Origin of the sequence: Paenibacillus brasilensis, from assembly GCF_009363115.1 — a bacterium.
GTDB lineage: Bacteria > Bacillota > Bacilli > Paenibacillales > Paenibacillaceae > Paenibacillus > Paenibacillus brasilensis.
Map to the genome: position 1 here is coordinate 3940816 of NZ_CP045298.1, position 14522 is coordinate 3955337.

The window sequence follows — 14522 nt, forward strand, 5'->3', positions numbered from 1 at the left end:
AATATCTAACATTAGTTTAAAAAATACCTTACATAGCTATTGACCCGTGTCATGTTTGAGATTTATAATGACGACAGAAAAAACATTCGATCATGAACATTTCAGGGTTGTATAAGACTTAATGTTCGGAAAAATTGGGAGGAAGAAGACATGTCCGTTGAAAACGTATTGAAAACAATTCAGGAAAATAATATTGAGTGGGTAGATTTTCGTTTTGTAGATTTGTCTGGTCGTGCTCACCATATTTCATTGCCAGCTTCCGAAGTAGATGCAGAAACATTTGTTAACGGTGTTGCTTTCGACGGTTCTTCCATTCCTGGCTATCGTGGCATCGAGGAATCCGACATGGTTATGCTGCCCGATCCAGAAGCGGTTTTTATCGACCCTTTCACTCAGCATCCTACACTGAATATTCTGTGTGACATTGCTACGCCAGATGGCGAAAAATACGACCGCGACCCTCGTGGTATTGCCAAAAAGGCAGAGGAATTTTTGAAATCGGCAGGAGTGGGCACAGCAGCATTTTTTGCACCTGAGTCCGAGTTTTTCATCTTTGATGATGTTCGCTACGAAAGCGGCATGAACAGCTCTTCCTTCTTCGTAGATTCCGAGGAAGCAGCTTGGAACACAAACCGTAAGGAAGAAGGCGGCAACCTGGGCTTTAAAGTGGGAGTGAAGGGCGGATATGTACCTGTAGCGCCAGTAGACACCCAACAAGACATTCGTAGTGAAATGTGCCGTCTGATTGAAGAAGCAGGTCTGAGAATTGAGCGCCATCACCATGAGGTAGCTACAGCAGGCCAAGCGGAAATCAACTTCCGTTTTGATACACTGAAGAAAACAGCAGATAACCTGCTCGTTTATAAATACATTGTACACAACACAGCTCGTCAATATGGTAAAGTGGCAACATTCATGCCGAAACCACTCTTCGGAGACAACGGAAGCGGTATGCACGTTCACCAATCCATTTTCGATGGGGACACTCCTTTGTTCTACGAAAAAGGTGCTTATGCTAACCTGAGCGAAATGGCTCTTCATTACATTGGCGGTATTCTGTACCATGCACCTGCGCTGATCGCTTTGACAAATCCAAGCACCAACTCGTTCAAACGTCTTGTTCCAGGCTACGAAGCGCCGGTTAACCTGGTATTCTCCAAAGGTAACCGTTCTGCGGCTGTACGTATTCCAGTAGCGGCTGTTACGCCAAAAGGCTGTCGGATCGAGTTCCGTACGCCGGATTCCACAGCCAACCCTTATCTGGCCTTCTCGGCTATGCTGATGGCGGGTCTGGATGGCATCAAGCGTAAACTGAACCCAATCGAACTGGGCTATGGTCCGCTTGACACGAACATCTATGAGCTGTCTGACGCTGAGAAAGGTAAAATCCGCAGTGTACCAGCTTCACTGGATGAGGCTCTTGACGCTCTGGAAGCTGACTACGAATTCTTGACTGAGGGCGGCGTATTCACGAAGGACTTTATTGATAACTATGTAGAGTTCAAGCGTTCTGAAGCTAAATCGGTGAACATCCGTGTTCATCCGCACGAATACAGCTTGTATTTCGACTGCTAATATATCGGCAGTCCAGCAACCTTGAAGAACAAACATTAGCCTACGGATAAAAGCTGTTGTTCAAGATAGGTCTCCGGTCTTATAGCCGGGGACCTTTTAACATTAAAATGAATATCACAAAGTGGAGATGTCAAATATGATAACATTCACAGTTCTGTCACATCATGAATGAATTCAAAAACATTTTTATACAAGTCTTGAATGCATTTATGAATACTGCTATCATAGCGATAATATCCACACCAGAGTAGAGAAGGGATGGGAAATTGTTGAGTAAGAGAGCCTACAATTTTAATGCAGGACCAGCGGCATTGCCGCTTAAAGTGCTGGAACGCGTACAAGCTGAATTCGTGGATTTTCAGGGGACAGGGATGTCTATCATGGAAATGTCTCACCGTGGAGCCGTGTATGAATCTGTTCATAATGAGGCGCAGGAACGTCTGTTATCTCTGCTGGGCAATCCGAAGGGCTACAAGGTGCTGTTCCTGCAAGGGGGCGCCAGTACGCAATTTGCAATGCTGCCCTTGAATTTTCTGAGCGAAGGACAGGTCGGAAGCTATGTAATGACAGGTAGCTGGTCCGATAAGGCATACAAAGAGGCCAAGCTGCTGGGCAAGACTCATATTGCTGCCTCCTCCGCTGATGAGAAATACATGCGTCTTCCGAATGTGGAAGCTTTGGACTTGCCTGATCATACCGCTTATGTACATATGACGTCCAACGAGACGATTGAAGGTACACAGTTCAAGCAATTTCCAGATACGGGTTCCGTACCGTTGATTGTCGATATGTCCAGTGATATTTTTTGCAAGCCGTTTGATGCTACTCAATTTGGGTTGATCTACGCAGGCGCACAAAAAAACCTCGGACCTTCCGGTGTAACGGTCGTAATTGCCCGTGAAGAGCTGTTGACATCCTCACCGTCCAACATTCCTACGATGCTTCGTTACAGTACGTATGAAAAAAATAACTCTCTCTACAATACACCACCATCCTTTGCCATCTACATGGTGAATGAAGTGCTGAAATGGATTCAGGAGGAAGGTGGCCTGGAAGGCATTGAGCGTGTGAACCAACAGAAAGCTGCTTTGCTCTACGATCGTATTGACAGCAGCGAAGGCTTCTATCGTGGCTGTGTAGACAGCAAAGATCGCTCTATAATGAATGTAACCTTCCGTCTCGCAAATGAGGATCTGGAAAAACAATTTATTAAGGAATCCGAGCAGGCCGGGTTTATCGGATTGAAGGGACATCGCAGTGTAGGGGGGCTTCGCGCCTCGATCTATAATGCTGTTCCATTGGAGAACTGTCAGGCCTTGGCGGAGTTTATGGATAGCTTCAAGCAACGTAACCGTTGATTTTACGGATATATTTCGATACACGCTATTTGAAATCGAAAAAGTAAAAGTAAAGCCTTCCCTGAACGTGTATAGGGGAAGGCTTTTAGTAGTGTGGGGGATTTGTTAAAATGTTAAAATGTATATGTATGTTTTCAGTATATACATTTGGGTTTAGCTGTAGATTATTTGCTAGGACCATTTAATGATGAAGGGAACGAAACGCAATGCCATTACATATTGTGCTTGTCGAGCCGGAAATTCCGGCTAACACAGGGAATATCGCCAGAACGTGTGCTGCAACTGGAACACATCTGCATCTGGTAAAGCCGCTGGGCTTCCGTACCGACGATGCCACGTTAAAGCGGGCCGGACTTGATTATTGGTATGCTGTCCACATTGAATACCATGAGTCTTTTGCTGAGGTACAGGAGAAGTATCAGGAGGGTCGCTTTTTTTATGCGACGACAAAAGCAAACCAGCGTTACAGCGATATTTCTTTCCGTGATGGAGACTTTCTGGTATTTGGTAAAGAAACGAAGGGGTTGCCTCCTGAGCTGTTAGCAGCGAATCCGGATACATGCATTAAAATGCCAATGTCAGATAAAGTAAGATCTCTAAACTTGTCGAATTCCGCTGCGATTATTGTCTATGAGGCGTTGAGACAGATGGATTTTCCAGGTTTATCATGAATAAAACCAATTGAATCACGAAGAAAGTACTAGGACCTTGGTTGCTGATAAGAGTTGAGCAATATTTACTAAATTGAATTTAACTGAGGGCTTGACGTTAGATTATATCGTCTTAATTTGCAAAATTCTCTAATATAGCTAATGATAATTGGCTTGCCGGTCGATAAAATATTATAGACATTCTGTGCCATACTTTGATATGGTTCATGATTTTTTGAAAAAATGTAATAAAATTTCCTGCGATCAGCAGGATTCGACAAAAAGACAGCGAATACTACATAAAGAATAGTGTCTTTGTACCTAGTTTTTCGCAGGGAAAGTAAACTGGAAGTTATTACTGAATAGGAGAGGTGTACGCTTACGATGAAACCTGCCGGTGTAGTGCGTAAAGTTGATCAACTGGGGAGAATAGTCCTGCCTAAATCACTGCGCAAAAGATATCAAATGAACGAGGGAGATCCTGTCGAAATTCTGGTTCAGGGTGACCATATTATTTTGGAGCGTTATCGTCCGAAATGTGTATTCTGCGGTTCAATAGAACAAGTGAACGATTTTAAAGACCGTTATATTTGTGCTCAATGTCTGACAGAAATGACACAGTACTCCTCCTAATGAGGCAAAAGCATCACGACATTCGTTCGTGATGCTTTTTTTCTAATGGAGCCGTACTTCCGGCAAGGCATATTCAATTTGGTTTATTATTTATAGAATAAAAAATGAGTAGGAACCGGACGCAGTTGACCATCTGATGGCTTGTTAACAATTCGACCGTTTAATATGAGCGATGAGGAGCCGCCTCCGTCCAAATTATAAGCATCCTGAACACCCAGATTGTACATTTTCCCTTGAAGTTCCTCGAGCGTTGCACCTGAACCCCCGCTTTCATTGTAGCCGTCTACGACGATAATGAGCAGTTGATCGTCTTTGTAGTTGCCGATGACCGTCCGCGGGGCCCGCAGAGGCGAGATTTTCCACTTCTCAGGAATAGGTATCTTCTGTCCCTTTTGGAGCAGAATGGGAACGAAGGTAGCCCCAAAGGCAGGCTTTAAGCTATCCAGAGCGCTTTGATTGTAAAATTTGCCCCCGATAAGTTTGCCATTGCTGCTTAGTCCGACGAATGACAAATCCTTGTAACTGGATTGAAAGCCGGTAAGGTAGTGGCCGTTCAGGACGGTAGTACTTAATGGGTAGCGTTTGCCGTCCCCATCCGCAAAGCCGCCTGCATTGATGCCAGCGACAGCTCCATGTCTCAAGACAGCACGCATCGTTGTTTCAGAGCCGCCCAATTTGTCGCTTCCTAGTGACATTTTCATTGCGGTAGGATCTTTTAACTTAACCTTCATGGCGTACCCGTGATAGACACCCGGGTTCACCTTGAACAATTCAATGGTAATCCGTTTGCTGTCTACACGCTCATAGGGAACCCCCAGCTTGGCGGTAATGCGTCGATCATAGATGATCGCGGGGCGCTTGGACTGGGTAGAGGTGGTTTGGACAAGCTGATTCATCGTTTGAGTCGTTCGCTTATACAACTCGGATGTCCGGTGAATCGTGGACAAGGTGTATGTTGCCGTTTGTTTGGCTTCATCAAGCTGCTTGCCTGCGACTTGCGTTTGTACAATCAATTCGGCTTTTTGCAGCCTCGGAGCAGTGGACCCTGGAAAGCTTAGGGGAGGATGCACTAACAAAATACACACTAATAAGCCGATAAAAGGAGCAAGGGCTAACATAAAGAACCGATTCACTTGTTTTGCATCTATATTCATTTTAGCAAGTCCATTTTTTTCTGAAGTATATTAATCTGCTGCTTGACTTCGTTTAATTGGGTATAAAGCTTATTGCTGTTATCGGTTTTGTTATTGGCATTGTCTTTGGTAAAGGTCAGCAGTTCATTGAAGGACTGTACTTTGCTTTGCAAGCCGCTAACTTCCTTGGAAAGTGTGGTTAGCTGCTTTTCATAGTCGGATTTGAGCGCTTGAATCTGTTGGTCTGTATGGGTTTGCATCTCGTTTAGCATCTGCTGTTTCAAGTGATTGCTATACAGATAGGTTGCGAGAGCACCTAGCATGATAAGAATAAACCAAAACAGCAGAAAAGCCTTTACGGGCAACCCCTTTCTTGAATTGCTCCGCCGTGCTTCGGCAAGAGGGTGTTCAGGTGAAACTTGCATATGATTTTCAACTCCCGTGTAAAGTCAAATTTCCAGTCTTTATTTTGCAGTTCCAATTCTATCATGGGCTTATTTATTTCGCAAAAGCGAAGTAAGAGTATAAGAATATTTGGAAAAAGAGATTGCATCGGAAGGAAGTCCTAGGATACAATTTTATTAAATCGTTTTCACTTCCTATACGTACACATTCGCGCAATTTCTACATATGCAATCCCTAATTTTAGATTCATTTTAGCTAACTATGTATTTTTTTGTAAACTCAGGAGGTTAAGACATGAGAAAAGTTTGGCAGGTGGTCATTATAGATATCCATCCTACAAGTATGCTGGGAACCAAGCTTATTTTGGAAGATCAGCAGGATTTACTTGTCAGAGGGATGTCCTCCTCCGGAACGGAAGGCCTTGAACTGGCTTGTTCCATTCAGCCGGAGATCATTTTAATGGATTACAGGTTGCCAGAGGGAACCGCGGAACCGTTTTTGACTCAAATGCGGGCCTTGTCTCCAGACAGCCATATTGTTATTATGACGGATGAGGATAATATTACGTTGTTTCAGCAATTAATTTCGCTAGGAGCGAATGGAATGCTATCCAAACAGGCGTCACCCAACCAGCTTATCCATCTGATCAACGGTTTACGCGAAGGATTTGCTTCTTTACCGATGGACTGGATTCGTTGCGGGAACTGGCCGTTTATGCCAGTAGCCTCTGAGCCTTTTGATGAATTGACAAAAACCGAAGTTTTCATTATGGAACGTATTGTACAAGGCATTACATATGACAAAATTGCTGTCGAGATCGAAGTAAGTCGACGCTCCATTGATAATTATCTACGTAAAATTTATGCCAAATTAGGCGTGTCCAGCCGGGCGCAGGCAATTGAACGTTATGCCTTATATGCACGTCAGATAAAGCAGCTGTATGCCTGACGCGTCAGCCCGGAGGCAATGACCTATTTTCAGGAGAAGGAGGATGTTCATGCAATATTCCTTTGCTTCACGAACGGCTGCAATGTTGGCTTCTCCAGTGCGTCATATCCGGGAAAATGCGAGAAGACACTCCTTTATATCTCTGGCTGAAGAATTGCCTGCACAAGAACTGTTCCCAGTGAAGCTGCTGGAAGAAGCAGCTCATGATGTGTTTGGTTCCGGCCCTGATGCCCTCCAGTACGGTGAACCGGAGGGCTATTTTCCTTTGCGGGCATGGCTTGCGGGAGAGTGGGAGCAGCGAAAAGGAATCAGGGTACCCCCGGGGCAAATCCTCCTCACAACAGGCAGTCAGCAGGCCATTGACCTGATCGTAAGGCTGATGGTGGATGAGCGTGATCCGGTGTTGGTCGAAAATCCGACCTCCCCCGGGTGTTTGCAGGTGCTATCTATGCAGGGGGCGCAGGTTGTGCCTGTTGAATCAGATGAGGAAGGTGTAATCCCCGACAAGCTTGAAGCTTTAATGATTCGCTATCGCCCCAAGCTTTTTTTTGCCACGCCGACGTTTACGAATCCGACCGGCTTCTTGTGGAGCGCAGCAAGACGGCAGGAAATTTTGGATCTGTGCAGGCACCACCAGGTGCTGATAGTAGAGGACGATTCTTATGGTGAATTGCATCTTAAGCAAAAAGACGCCGCCTCTGACAAGAGTCCACATGGACAGAGTCGGAAATTTGCAGAGGCATATCCTTCGCTGTTTGCATTGGATCATGCTGGTCAGGGCGGTCAAGTGCTTTATATTGGCTCCTTCAATAAAACGGTCGCTCCCGGGCTGAGAACTGGCTGGGCGGCTGGTCCTGCACCGCTGATTGAAGGGATGTATGCCTTGAAGCAGCTGGCCGATATGCAGTCCAGTACAATGAACCAGCGGCTGCTGTTCCAGCTGTTGACCCGTTCGCGTTTCCAATGGCACGAGCACTTGGCGATGCTGAACAAGGAATACTCAACACGGCTTCAGCTCATATTGGAGTTGCTCAAGCGTCCGTTTTGGAAGGACGTGACGTATCACATTCCGTCAGGTGGGATGTATGTATGGGTGCGGTTGCCAGATGGGCTGGACAGCGCATTGCTGTTAAAAGCGGCGTTGCCCAAGGGCGTAGCCTTTATGCCGGGGGCGCTGTGTGCAGTTGGCAGCGAGGGCGCGTCCCATATTCGCCTTAATTTTAGCCATCCGGGCCGCGAGCAGCTGCTTATGGGCATGAATCTGATCGGTGAGACGATCAGTGAATTTACCGCCCGAAGCTAGCAAGCGCAGAGGAGGCGGGGAATCTATCTGTGCCAACAGCAAATTACTGCTGAATGACACAGATAGGGCGTACTGACAACCTATCGCCCTGATTTTAGTCATCCTCCACATCCTCAGCAGCGGCGGAGGAGTAAGGGACTGGCGTTTCTGCGATTTGATGCAGCACGTCGCCTTCGTCAGGCTTTATGGTCTTTGCTGCAGCCGCTTCATTGCCCTGCTCTTGCAGCACCGCTGCATACTCACTCAGGGCCGCTTCGCCAAACGGGGTCAGCTTATAGCGGCCACGGGCTACGCGCTCAAACCAGCCGTAGTAGTTGTGCTGCAGGATGGCAGCCGCCCCGCTGACGGCCGCCGTACGGGCGAGCTGCACAGGGGCGGCCTCCCCCAGAACCTGCAAGGCTGCGGCTACACGCAGCGCTTTTTCCCGGTAGGCCGTGACCAGCTTGAGCCGGGTGCTGCCGCCGGTGTTGTAGTCACCGCTGCGCGCGTGAAATTCCCGCAGCAGTCTCTCCTTGCGCGAGCCGGGGCGGATCGCTGTCGTTTTGCGCTCATCACGGTTAGGGCCTTCAGGCTTGCACAGTACCTCAACAAGCGGTGGCTTGGTCTTAAACAGGGTGACGGTAAGCAAGCCAAGTCCCAATTGACGGCATAATCCAACCAGCTCGTTCCAGCGTTGATTCACAGCCCCTTTTTTTGCACGATTTCGTTCTACAGCCACATATACATTGCTGGTTAGCTTCAAACGCTGCATGCCTTGCAGCACAAGCGACAGATTAAACGTCTTTTTGATCTCCACAATCAGTGGCTCCTGCTGCTCTGGCTTGATACCCACCAAATCGCAGTTGCGCACCTCTCCTTTAATTTCATATCCCAAGCTTTCAAAAAAGGCTTTGATCGGAGCATATAGCTCCGTCTCATGCCGAACCGCCATTGCTTCTCCCGCTCCTTTATCCCCTTATTCCGAGCTTATATTGTACCATAATGCGTCAGGTCCGCGTTGTTGTTGTATATTTTAGCACACAAAAAATAGGTCAATTCTGAAATCAATCTGCATAGGTATGTATTACACTTTTTTTAGGGGGATTAGATCATATCCTGAAAGTCGTGACGAGTGTAGCCATTACCATCAGGAGTGGAGGATAGTCATTACGCAGTCATGGGAGGAACCGAGCATGAATATTTTTGAACGCGTTGCGGAGTACCGGGCGGAAAACAACCGTCTGGCCTGGAACGGCACTTTTAGAGAGTATATCGAGATACTCAAGAAAGACCCGACGCCGGCGATGACTGCTCATGCACGGGTTTATAAGATGATTGAATCTTTTGGTGTAGAAGAGGTTGGGGGACATAAGCGATATAAGTTTTTTGAGCAGGAGATTTTTGGGCTGGATCGTGCGTTGGAAAAGCTGGTAGAGGAATACTTTCATTCCTCTGCCAGACGGCTCGATGTGCGCAAGCGTATCCTGCTTTTAATGGGACCCGTCAGCGGGGGCAAGTCGACGCTGGTTACTTTGCTGAAACGTGGGCTGGAGAAATTTTCGAGAACGGATCAGGGAGCCGTGTACGCCATAGAGGGCTGCCCTATGCATGAAGATCCGCTTCATCTTATTCCGCATGAGCTGCGCCCTGAATTTGAAAAGGAGTTGGGGGTACGTATTGAAGGTAATCTCTGCCCCTCCTGCCAGATGAGATTGCGTACGGAATTTGATGGCGATATCGAAAAGGTGCGAGTGGAACGGGTATTTATATCGGAAGAAAACCGGATTGGCATAGGTACGTTCAGCCCTTCTGATCCAAAATCTCAGGATATTGCTGATTTGACAGGCAGTATCGACTTTTCCACGATTACGGAGTATGGTTCGGAATCCGATCCGCGTGCTTATCGTTTTGACGGAGAGCTGAACAAAGCGAATCGCGGACTGATGGAGTTTCAGGAAATGCTGAAATGCGATGAGAAATTTTTGTGGAATTTGTTGTCTCTGACCCAGGAGGGAAATTTCAAGGCCGGACGGTTTGCACTCATCAGTGCGGATGAATTGATCGTGGCTCACACCAATGAGTCGGAGTATAAAAGCTTTATTGCGAACAAAAAGAACGAGGCATTGCAGTCGCGGATGATTGTAATGCCGATTCCTTATAACCTAAAAGTGTCGGAGGAAGAAAAGATTTATGCCAAGCTCATTGAGCAAAGTGACATGCGGCATGTTCACATCGCTCCTCATGCGCTGCGAACGGCTGCCATTTTCTCCGTGCTTACCCGCTTGAAAGAAACGAAGAAGCAGGGGATGGATTTGGTCAAAAAGATGCGCATGTATGACGGTGAAGAGGTCGAAGGCTATAAGGAAGCCGACTTGAAGGAGATGCAAAATGAATTTCTCGAGGAAGGCATGTCCGGGGTAGATCCACGGTACGTCATTAATCGTATTTCCAGCGCACTAATTAAGCAAAATGTGGAGTCCATCAACGCCCTGGATATTTTACGAGCGATCAAGGATGGTCTGGATCAGCATGCTTCCATCACAAAGGAAGAGCGGGAGCGCTATCTGAATTTTATTTCCGTAGCCCGTAAAGAATACGACGAGTTGGCGAAAAAAGAAGTACAGAAGGCCTTTGTATACTCTTTCGAGGAATCAGCCAAGACGCTGTTCGACAACTATTTGGATAACATCGAAGCCTTTTGCAATTGGTCTAAAATCCGTGATCCGCTCACGGATGAGGAGCTCGACCCGGATGAACGGCTTATGCGCTCGATTGAGGAGCAGATCGGGGTGTCCGAAAATGCGAAAAAGGCATTCCGCGAGGAAATATTAATCCGGATTTCTGCGTATTCGCGTAAGGGGCGGAAGTTTGAATATCATCATCATGATCGACTGCGAGAGGCAATTGAGAAGAAGTTGTTTGCGGATTTGAAAGATATTGTGAAGATTACGACCTCGACCAAAACGCCTGATGCGAACCAGCTTAAACGGATGAATGAGGTCATTAAGCGGCTGATTGAGGAGCACGGCTACACAGGGGCCAGCGCTAACGATTTGTTGCGGTATGTAGGCAGTCTCTTAAATCGGTAGCTATTTGAGGTAAGCAAGGACAGCAGACAGCACAGTCCGATCAATGTACATCATATGTGGAAATCCGGTAAGCACAGGAAGTTTCAGGTGCTGCCGGATTTTTTTATCAGAGGGGAGGTATCACAAGGGGCTTTTATGATTGTGATGTGTGAAAAATTACAATTGATTCTCTAATTTTTTAACATTTTGTAAAAAGTAAGCCGATAAATATGATAATGTTAAATCGATGTAAACTATTTTGGTTGGAGGAAATTATGATTCATGTCGATGATACTGGCTTTCTCTTGCAGATGGAAAAATAGATGAGCAGTTTATAGCGCACCGGATGATAGAATGGTGACAGTGCTCTCCCTCCATGGCGGTCCAATCAGCAGCAACCGAGGAAGAGCGTAGTACCTACAAGGAAATGGTCGATTTCTTCCATTCGGCATGAGCCGCAAATACCCTTTTCCATAAATCGTCCCGTTCCTGGTGACTATAATGAACGAGCGGCTCGCCGAAAACATCTGCCAACACTTCCAGCCACTGCGATTTATGATTCAGCTCTATTTTTTCCAATCCGTTCAGCCCGTGTTTTTTCCATATGCAGCCTCTTAGCTCATTCGTCTCTAAGGCTTGTCTTTGCCGAATCAAAAACAGGTTGAACCATGGAGAATCTGCTGAGCGGCTATAGAAATGATGTTTTGGCATAAACTCCTCCAAATTCTGAACAACTGTAGGATCAAAATCAACCCCAACAAATGAAGCAAGCGAATCATGCTCTAACCGCCAGCCTTTTGCAGCAACCCCGGACTCCGCAACCTTATATTGAAGAGGAGCTTGTTCATAAGTACCCATACGGAGTGGGACAGGTTCATAGGGCATATCGCCTAAACCGACATCAACAATCCATACTTCATCTTCGTGCTGCTCATTTGGCAAGTGCACGGTTAGCCCAAGATGAAATGAATTGATGCGTGGCTCTGCTCCCAGAGGTTGAACCCCGGCTCGATGCAGGCAGACCTTGTAGCCCAGTGAATGTAGTAGGGTGCTGAACGCACCATTCAGATGAAAACAGTAACCACTTCTCCCCTGCAAAATCAGTTGAACAGATTCTTGAAAGCCAATAGCTGCCGGTTTTCTTGCAAAAATGTCCAGCGTTTGCCACGAAAGATGCTTCACATGGGCCTTATGCAGCTCAAATAAAAAGGATGGGGTAGGCGGCAGAATGTCTTGAATTCCGATTCTATTAAGATAAGCCTTTATTTCTTCTTTTGTCATCAAATACATACCGCATTCACCTCAATGATTAGTTTTCAAATTCCCCTCTTTAGAGCAAAGTCCCTTGAGTTATAGCATCATTGTAGTAAGAGAATGTGCTGAGTACAATGCTATAATCTTCAAGTGTACCGGTACAATCAGCAGATACATCCGGTTTGGTGACATACACTTTTCGCGTATATAGATATCAGAGCATAAAAAAACAGACCGTTTGGTTAGGTCTGTTTCTTGCTCTGTTTCTTGCCTGGCTCCAATTGTGCGAATTATAGCAGCGCTCTAAGCACCCGTCGGTATTTGTATAATTGCGCTAAAGATGGAATAACGTGCTTAGCAGAACGGATGCCGCCTATTCTGATGTTGCGGACCACGTGATAAGGAGAGATTAAAAGCGCGTGAAGCAAATGTAAATCACGGGTACTTAATGGGCGAAATCGCTGATAGTAGTCGATCGCGCGCAGCATCTTTGTCCCGTTCCAAAGACAATTTCGATGAAGAAGATGGGACAGGTCTTTCATTCTTACATGCAGGGAGCAATTTTCAAAATCAATTAAATGGATCCTGAGCTGTCTGTCTTTAACCAGATTGGGATAGTTGTAATCGCCATGTATAAAGGCGGCGGCTTTTTGCTCCGAGTCGATTGCTTCTCGAACCTTGGGCTGCTGTAAATAATTCGACACTTCTTCACAGAGAGCTACGAGATGTGCTGTGCCTCTGTAGGGACTAAGGCGTTTTTTGTATCCAGCAATTTCATCACCTAAAGCTTCGTAACGTATTCTGGCTGCCGGAGCTTCGTCGACAGGAAAGCCTACGGCGCTGGAGTGAAATTTGGCTAAGGTGGAAATTCCCTTTTTGAAATCTATTTTTTTTGTAAATTTTGGTCTTCGTCCATCAACCCAATTGGTTAACGTATACGAAATGCCTTCATGGGTCATATAAGCGGCTCGCTGCACCGTCGGATAGACCTTTTGGCTACGGGTAAACCCGCGCTCATCCAGGAAGGACAACACACGTGTAATAAAACGAATTTCCTCTTCAGGGAAATGGTAGGGTTTTAAACAATAAGTCATGTTGGCGGTCTCAATCTTGAGAATGTCCTTCTTTTGACGACTACGTTTAATTTTGATTCCGTACATCTGCTCAACGTTCGATAAAATCGACATTTTGATCCTCACTTTCTCTTATGCTTGGACCCATTCCTGCAAAACATGAATGATTTGCAAACGAAGGGGCCACGACTGATGCCAATGATCCAGGATCTCGCGGTCTCTTGAGCGATTGGGGTGCAGGGAGGCATGCCACGCTTCTCGTGGCAGTTTATACAGGGCTGTTACTATTTTTCGTTCGGTTCGGCTTAGTGGCTTGCGTTTTTGGTATCCCTTCAAAAATGATTTCACAAATTCAGGATTGAACTGGGTTGTATTCATAAGGGCTTTTGCCAGATCCGCATAGACTGAGCCGACCTTAACCCGATCCCAATCAATGATTTTGAGCTGACCACCATCAGAAATAATGACATTAGGGATCGTGATGTCACTGTGTATCAAAGAGGGGGAACGGTTTTCCTTCTGAAGCAGCTTAATAATGGAGGTGTCCTGCAAATCCTTCCATGCCCGCCTGGATAAACGTTTGCAGTCTTTGCCGAAAGCATTGTACCAGTTCCGGTATTTTGTGTCATGACGGCTGATTTGTTTTATTTTTCTTTGAAAAAGACGATCCTGGTTTTTCCATACCCGCAACTGCTGAAGCGTAGGGGATTTCACTCTTCCAATCCGATGCAAGCCGATGGACTTGGTATGAAGCGTGGCAAGTGCCCATCCAAGCTTTTCAAAGTCTTCAGCAGTCTCCAATCCCCGCCCTTTGATCCACTGACTCACATAAAATGGCGTTCCTTGATGTAAAGTCCATAGCTTCCCGGAATGTGTCGGAAGCCACGTGGGCATGTAGCGATACTTTCTCTTTTTCAACAAATTGATCATGCTTGCAGCCTGCTTCATCTGTTGAAGCGTATTTGAACGAACCATCTTAGTGCGGCTGAAGGGTTTTAATGCATAAGTTCCCTTTTTCGTTTTCACTTGGATTACTGCATTTTTGCGGTACAGTGACGAGACTAAGCTAGATTTTAACGGAATCAGGCCAAAACGACGGGTAATGTTGCGAATTTGTGCTTTGGTATAGGATTTCGCCATAAG

At 46.2% G+C, this 14522-nt stretch carries 13 protein-coding genes; 7 read left to right on the forward strand and 6 right to left on the reverse strand.

Going from position 1 to position 14522, the window contains the following annotated elements:
• The first annotated feature begins 150 nt into the window (after positions 1–150).
• The 4 genes from glnA to GCU48_RS18735 all read left to right on the forward strand — a co-directional run bounded on the left by glnA (position 151) and on the right by GCU48_RS18735 (position 4216).
• The gene (glnA, locus tag GCU48_RS18720; RefSeq protein WP_025720552.1) at positions 151–1575 is read left to right on the forward strand and encodes a type I glutamate--ammonia ligase; all 1425 of its coding nucleotides are present in this window, start codon (positions 151–153) and stop codon (positions 1573–1575) included.
• A 266-nt stretch (positions 1576–1841) separates the two neighbouring features.
• Entirely contained in the window at positions 1842–2933 is a 1092-nt protein-coding gene (gene serC, locus GCU48_RS18725) for a 3-phosphoserine/phosphohydroxythreonine transaminase (RefSeq protein ID WP_025720554.1), read from the forward strand.
• 206 nt (positions 2934–3139) lie between these two features.
• Positions 3140–3604, forward strand: a complete 465-nt coding sequence (gene trmL, locus GCU48_RS18730; RefSeq protein ID WP_025720556.1) for a tRNA (uridine(34)/cytosine(34)/5-carboxymethylaminomethyluridine(34)-2'-O)-methyltransferase TrmL — start codon at positions 3140–3142, stop codon at positions 3602–3604.
• Between the two features lie 363 nt (positions 3605–3967).
• Positions 3968–4216: an AbrB/MazE/SpoVT family DNA-binding domain-containing protein gene (locus GCU48_RS18735; protein WP_025720558.1), complete on the forward strand. Its 249-nt coding sequence runs from the start codon at positions 3968–3970 to the stop codon at positions 4214–4216.
• Between the two features lie 86 nt (positions 4217–4302).
• On the opposite strand, the gene GCU48_RS18740 is transcribed toward GCU48_RS18735, so the two are convergent.
• Together GCU48_RS18740 and GCU48_RS18745 are read right to left on the reverse strand one after the other, a co-directional pair.
• The gene (locus tag GCU48_RS18740) at positions 4303–5370 is read right to left on the reverse strand and encodes a phosphodiester glycosidase family protein (RefSeq protein ID WP_152381050.1); all 1068 of its coding nucleotides are present in this window, start codon (positions 5368–5370) and stop codon (positions 4303–4305) included.
• Complete coding sequence (locus tag GCU48_RS18745) at positions 5367–5774, reverse strand: hypothetical protein (RefSeq protein ID WP_152381051.1); 408 nt, start codon at positions 5772–5774, stop codon at positions 5367–5369. The genes GCU48_RS18740 and GCU48_RS18745 overlap by 4 nt, the downstream gene beginning before the upstream one ends.
• A gap of 274 nt (positions 5775–6048) precedes the next feature.
• Here GCU48_RS18745 and GCU48_RS18750 point away from each other — a divergent pair, with 274 nt between their 5' ends.
• Positions 6049–6702: a response regulator transcription factor gene (locus GCU48_RS18750; RefSeq protein WP_152381052.1), complete on the forward strand. Its 654-nt coding sequence runs from the start codon at positions 6049–6051 to the stop codon at positions 6700–6702.
• A 49-nt stretch (positions 6703–6751) separates the two neighbouring features.
• Positions 6752–8005, forward strand: a complete 1254-nt coding sequence (locus GCU48_RS18755; protein WP_152381053.1) for an aminotransferase-like domain-containing protein — start codon at positions 6752–6754, stop codon at positions 8003–8005.
• A 94-nt stretch (positions 8006–8099) separates the two neighbouring features.
• On the opposite strand, the gene GCU48_RS18760 is transcribed toward GCU48_RS18755, so the two are convergent.
• Entirely contained in the window at positions 8100–8936 is an 837-nt protein-coding gene (locus GCU48_RS18760; RefSeq protein ID WP_152381054.1) for a DUF2161 family putative PD-(D/E)XK-type phosphodiesterase, read from the reverse strand.
• Between the two features lie 241 nt (positions 8937–9177).
• Between GCU48_RS18760 and GCU48_RS18765 the strand changes: the two genes are divergently transcribed.
• Positions 9178–11073 (forward strand): PrkA family serine protein kinase, encoded by a 1896-nt coding sequence (locus tag GCU48_RS18765; protein WP_152381055.1) that lies wholly within the window; start codon positions 9178–9180, stop codon positions 11071–11073.
• Positions 11074–11469: 396 nt separating this feature from the next.
• Here the strand turns inward: GCU48_RS18765 and GCU48_RS18770 are convergent, their stop codons facing one another.
• From GCU48_RS18770 to GCU48_RS18780, 3 genes are all read right to left on the reverse strand, one after another.
• Positions 11470–12342, reverse strand: coding sequence for an arylamine N-acetyltransferase family protein (locus GCU48_RS18770; protein ID WP_152381056.1), 873 nt, complete (start codon positions 12340–12342; stop codon positions 11470–11472).
• 254 nt (positions 12343–12596) lie between these two features.
• The gene (locus GCU48_RS18775) at positions 12597–13493 is read right to left on the reverse strand and encodes a phosphotransferase (RefSeq protein WP_152381057.1); all 897 of its coding nucleotides are present in this window, start codon (positions 13491–13493) and stop codon (positions 12597–12599) included.
• Between the two features lie 18 nt (positions 13494–13511).
• The gene (locus GCU48_RS18780; protein WP_152381058.1) at positions 13512–14519 is read right to left on the reverse strand and encodes an aminoglycoside phosphotransferase family protein; all 1008 of its coding nucleotides are present in this window, start codon (positions 14517–14519) and stop codon (positions 13512–13514) included.
• Positions 14520–14522 lie beyond the last annotated feature (3 nt).

Coding starts and splice junctions, on each gene's coding strand:
- GCU48_RS18755 (WP_152381053.1), top strand. CDS start 6,752: ATGCAATATTCCTTTGCTTCACGAACGGCTGCAATGTTGGCTTCTCCA.
- GCU48_RS18780 (WP_152381058.1), bottom strand. CDS start 14,519: ATGGCGAAATCCTATACCAAAGCACAAATTCGCAACATTACCCGTCGT.
- GCU48_RS18775 (WP_152381057.1), bottom strand. CDS start 13,493: ATGTCGATTTTATCGAACGTTGAGCAGATGTACGGAATCAAAATTAAA.
- glnA (WP_025720552.1), top strand. CDS start 151: ATGTCCGTTGAAAACGTATTGAAAACAATTCAGGAAAATAATATTGAG.
- GCU48_RS18745 (WP_152381051.1), bottom strand. CDS start 5,774: ATGCAAGTTTCACCTGAACACCCTCTTGCCGAAGCACGGCGGAGCAAT.
- GCU48_RS18770 (WP_152381056.1), bottom strand. CDS start 12,342: ATGTATTTGATGACAAAAGAAGAAATAAAGGCTTATCTTAATAGAATC.
- GCU48_RS18750 (WP_152381052.1), top strand. CDS start 6,049: ATGAGAAAAGTTTGGCAGGTGGTCATTATAGATATCCATCCTACAAGT.
- GCU48_RS18765 (WP_152381055.1), top strand. CDS start 9,178: ATGAATATTTTTGAACGCGTTGCGGAGTACCGGGCGGAAAACAACCGT.
- GCU48_RS18760 (WP_152381054.1), bottom strand. CDS start 8,936: ATGGCGGTTCGGCATGAGACGGAGCTATATGCTCCGATCAAAGCCTTT.
- GCU48_RS18735 (WP_025720558.1), top strand. CDS start 3,968: ATGAAACCTGCCGGTGTAGTGCGTAAAGTTGATCAACTGGGGAGAATA.
- trmL (WP_025720556.1), top strand. CDS start 3,140: ATGCCATTACATATTGTGCTTGTCGAGCCGGAAATTCCGGCTAACACA.
- GCU48_RS18740 (WP_152381050.1), bottom strand. CDS start 5,370: ATGAATATAGATGCAAAACAAGTGAATCGGTTCTTTATGTTAGCCCTT.